This window comes from Pseudonocardia sp. SID8383, from assembly GCF_009864975.1.
In the GTDB taxonomy this organism is placed as follows: domain Bacteria; phylum Actinomycetota; class Actinomycetes; order Mycobacteriales; family Pseudonocardiaceae; genus Pseudonocardia; species Pseudonocardia alni.
Window position 1 is genome coordinate 1 of sequence record NZ_WWFY01000964.1, and the last position, 4,006, is coordinate 4,006.

The window sequence follows — 4,006 nt, forward strand, 5'->3', positions numbered from 1 at the left end:
GGCCGGGGACCGGGTGGCCGGACCCGGTTCACCGGGGTGGGCTCACCGCGACGGGCCGGTGCGGGCCCCGCCGCGGACGGTCAGGCCGGCGTGGAGAGCCGGGTGCCCTCGTGGCGCGGCGCCAGCCCGAGACGCTCGACCAGCTCGGTCGTCGCCGTCGACCGGTTGAGACAGTAGAAGTGGATCCCGGGGACACCCTCGGCGAGCAGCCGCTCGCACAGCTCGCCGGTGACCTCCATGCCCGCGGCGCGGAACGCCGCCGTGTCACCGGAGTAGGGCGCGAGCCGCTCGACGAGCGCCGCCGGCAGCGGCGAGCCCGACAGCTCGGGCCCCTTGTGGAAGGTCTTCTCCGAGGTCAGCGGCATGATGCCGGGGATGATCGGCTGGTCGAACCCGGCGGCGGCGACCCGGTCGCGCAGCCGCAGGAAACCGTCGGGCTCCAGGAACAGCTGGGTCACGGCGAACTCCGCGCCCGCCCGGAACTTCCCGACGAGCCGCTCGGTGTCGGTCTCGAGCTCGGCCGAGCGCGGGTGGCCGTAGGGGAACGCGGCGACGCCCACGCAGAACGGGCCGGACCGCTTGATCAGCGCGACGAGCTGGTCGGCGTACTCGAGCCCGTCGGGGTGGGCGACCCACTCGCCGAGCGGGTCGCCGGGCGGGTCCCCGCGCAGCGCCATGATGTTGCGGACGCCCGCGGCGGCCAGCGACCCGATCACGTGGCGCAGCTCGTCGGTCGAGTGCGAGACGGCGGTCAGGTGCGCCATCGAGCACAGCGTCGTGTCGGTGGCGATCCGCTCCACCGTGCGGACGGTGCGGTCGCGGCTGGAGCCGCCCGCGCCGTAGGTCACCGACACGTAGGCCGGGTCGAGCACCTCCAGGCGGCGGATGGCGCGCCACAGTTCCGCCTCGCCCCGATCGTCCTTGGGGGGAAAGAACTCCACCGCGAAGAAGGGGCGGTCGACGTTGATCCGTTCGGTCACCGTGGATGCGAAGGTCGTCGTCACCCCGACGACCTTACGGTGCGCACCGCCGTTCGGTCGTCCACCGACCGGCGTGCACCGTCTGAGCACCGCCATGACGTGCACCACGACGGCATCGGCGGGCCGGGTCCCGGGTGCACCGATAGCCTGGTCGTCGTGGCCGACCCCGTCTCCCCCGTGTCCGCACCGTCCGGTCCGTCCGGATCCCCGGGCCTGTCCACCGCAGGTCCGGCTCCGCTCGACGACGCGCTGCCCCAGCACGTGGAACGGGTGCTGGCCGGGTACCTGGACCGCCGCCGCACCGAGGTGCTGGGCATCGACCCGGTCGTCGCGGCGGCCGCCGACGCGCTGGCCGGGTTCGTGCTGCGCGGCGGCAAACGGCTGCGGCCCACCTTCGCCTGGTGGGGCTGGCGTGGCGCGGGCGGCGACCCGGCCGACCCGCACGCCCAGGGCGTGCTGAGCGCGATCGCCGCGCTGGAGCTGATCCAGGCATGCGCCCTGGTCCACGACGACCTGATGGACGCCTCCTCCACCCGCCGCGGCCGGCCCACGGTGCACGTGGAGTTCGCCCGGATGCACGCGGCGAACGGCTGGTCCGGACCGCCGGCGCGGTTCGGCGCCGCCGTCGCGATCCTCGTCGGGGACCTGGCCCAGGTGTGGGCCGACGACATGTTCCACGCCGCCGCGCTCCCCGAGGGCGCCCACACCCGCGCCGCCGAGCCGTGGCGGGCGATGCGCACCGAGGTGCTGTCCGGCCAGTACCTCGACGTGCTGGCCCAGGCCTCCGGGGACACCGCCGAGTCGACCGCACTGACCATCGACCGGTTCAAGACCGCCGCCTACACCGTGGAGCGGCCGCTGCACCTGGGCGCGGCGATCGCCGGGGCCGACCCGCGGGTCGTCGCGGCCTACCGGCGCTACGGCGCCGACATCGGCGTCGCCTTCCAGCTGCGCGACGACCTGCTGGGCGTGTTCGGCGACCCGCGGGTCACCGGCAAGCCCGCCGGGGACGACCTGCGTGAGGGCAAGCGGACCCTACTGGTCGCCGCGGCCCTGCAGCGCGCCGAGCAGCGCGGGGACCGGGCCGCGGCCGACGTCGTCCTCTCCGCGCTCGGCGACCCCGACCTGGACGCCGCGAGCCTGGAACGGGCCCGCTCCGCGCTGTCGGAGCTGGGCGCGGTCCAGTCGGTGGAGCAGCGGATCGCCGCGCTCACCGGCGCCGCGCTCGACGCGCTCGACTCCGCACCGGTCGCCGAACCGGGCCGCTCGCACCTGTTCGAGCTGGCCGAGCGCGCGACCCGGCGGGCCTGGTGAGCGGGGTGCGGCGGATCGAGGGGCACACCGACCACGTCGTCGTCGTGGGGGCGGGGCTGGCCGGGCTGTCGACAGCACTGCACCTGCTCGGCGCGGGCCGCCGCGTCACGATCGTCGAGCGGGAGAGCTTCCCCGGCGGGCGCGCCGGGCGGCTCGACGTGACCGACGACCACGGCACCTACGCCCTGGACACCGGCCCCACCGTGCTGACCATGCCGGAGCTGCTGGACTCCGCGTTCGCCGCCGTCGGCGAGACGACCGCGGACCGGCTCGACCTGGTCCGCCTCGACCCGGCCTACCGGGCCGAGTTCGCCGACGGTTCGGCGATCGCGGTGCACACCGACGCCGCCGCGATGGAGCACGAGATCCGCGAGCAGTGCGGCCCGGACTCCGCGGCCGGGTACCGGCGGCTGCGCCACTGGCTCACCGACCTCTACCGCGCCGAGATGGACAACTTCATCGGCGCGAACATGGACTCGCCGCTGTCGCTGCTCGGCCCCGACCTGGCCCGGCTCGCCGCCCTCGGCGGCTTCGGGCGGCTCGGGAAGCGGATCGACCGCTTCCTGCCCGACGAGCGGCTGCGCCGGGTGTTCTCCTTCCAGGCGCTCTACGCCGGTGTCTCCCCGCGCGACGCGCTCGGCGCCTACGGCGTGATCGCCTACATGGACACCGTCGCGGGCGTGTACTTCCCGCGCGGCGGCATGCGGATGATGGGCACCGCACTGGCCGGCGCCGCCGCCGACGCGGGAGCAGAGATCCACTACGGCCGCACCGTCACCGGCCTGGACCGCTCCGGGGACCGGGTCACCGCGGTCCGGCACACCGGTCCCGACGGCGCCGACGAGACGCTGACCCCGTGCGACGCGGTCGTGCTCACCCCGGAGCTGCCCGCGGCCTACGCCCTGCTCGGCGGCGCACCGCGGCGTCCGGTCGGGCTGCGCTGGTCGCCCAGCGCCGTCGTCGTGCACGCCGGGATGCCCACGCCCGCCCCCGGCACCGCGCAGCACCACCACACGATCTCCTTCGGCGGCTCCTGGGCGGGCACCTTCCGCGAGATCATCGACGAGGGACGGCTGATGTCCGACCCGTCGCTGCTGGTCACCCGGCCCGGGCTGACCGACCCGTCGCTGCAGCCCGGCGGGCGCGAGGTCATGAGCGTGCTCGCCCCGTGTCCGAACACCGCGGTGGCGCCCGGCATCGACTGGGACCGGGTCGGCCCGGCGTACGCCGAGGAGCTGTTCGGTGTGCTCGCCGACCGCGGGCTGGTGGACCCCTCCGCGCAGCCGAGCTGGACCCGGATGTGGACCCCGCAGGACTGGGCGGCCGCCGGGATGGCCGCGGGCACGCCGTTCTCGGCGTCGCACACGCTGGCCCAGACCGGCCCGTTCCGGCCGCGCAACCTGGTCCGCGGTACGGCGAACGCGGTGCTCGCCGGGTGCGGCACGACCCCGGGCGTCGGGATCCCCCCGGTCCTGATCTCCGGGCGGCTGGCGGCCGAGCGGATCACCGGTCCGCGCCCGGCCGAGCACGCCGGGCGCGGGGCCGCCGCGCGCACGGGGCACTGACACGGGGCACTGAGGGCGGGTGCCGGGGGGCGTGGAATCATGCTCCCGACGATGCCCGACCAGCACACACGGACACGATGACGGCTCAGCCCTCGCCCCCGCTCCCCCGCCCGGCGGCACCCGAGACGGTGACGCCGGACCCCGGCG

Annotated in this window: 3 protein-coding genes; 2 read left to right on the forward strand and 1 reads right to left on the reverse strand. The window is 75.8% G+C overall.

The window, feature by feature from the left end; genetic code table 11:
* Positions 1–80 precede the first annotated feature (80 nt).
* Positions 81–1,004, reverse strand: coding sequence for a methylenetetrahydrofolate reductase (locus GTW08_RS23000; protein ID WP_073574255.1), 924 nt, complete (start codon positions 1,002–1,004; stop codon positions 81–83).
* 189 nt (positions 1,005–1,193) lie between these two features.
* Between GTW08_RS23000 and GTW08_RS23005 the strand changes: the two genes are divergently transcribed.
* Positions 1,194–2,294 (forward strand): polyprenyl synthetase family protein, encoded by a 1,101-nt coding sequence (locus tag GTW08_RS23005; RefSeq protein ID WP_161152512.1) that lies wholly within the window; start codon positions 1,194–1,196, stop codon positions 2,292–2,294.
* Between the two features lie 5 nt (positions 2,295–2,299).
* A complete protein-coding gene (crtI, locus tag GTW08_RS23010) occupies positions 2,300–3,859 on the forward strand; it encodes a phytoene desaturase family protein (RefSeq protein ID WP_161152511.1) in 1,560 nt (519 codons plus the stop codon).
* The last annotated feature ends 147 nt before the right edge of the window (positions 3,860–4,006 follow it).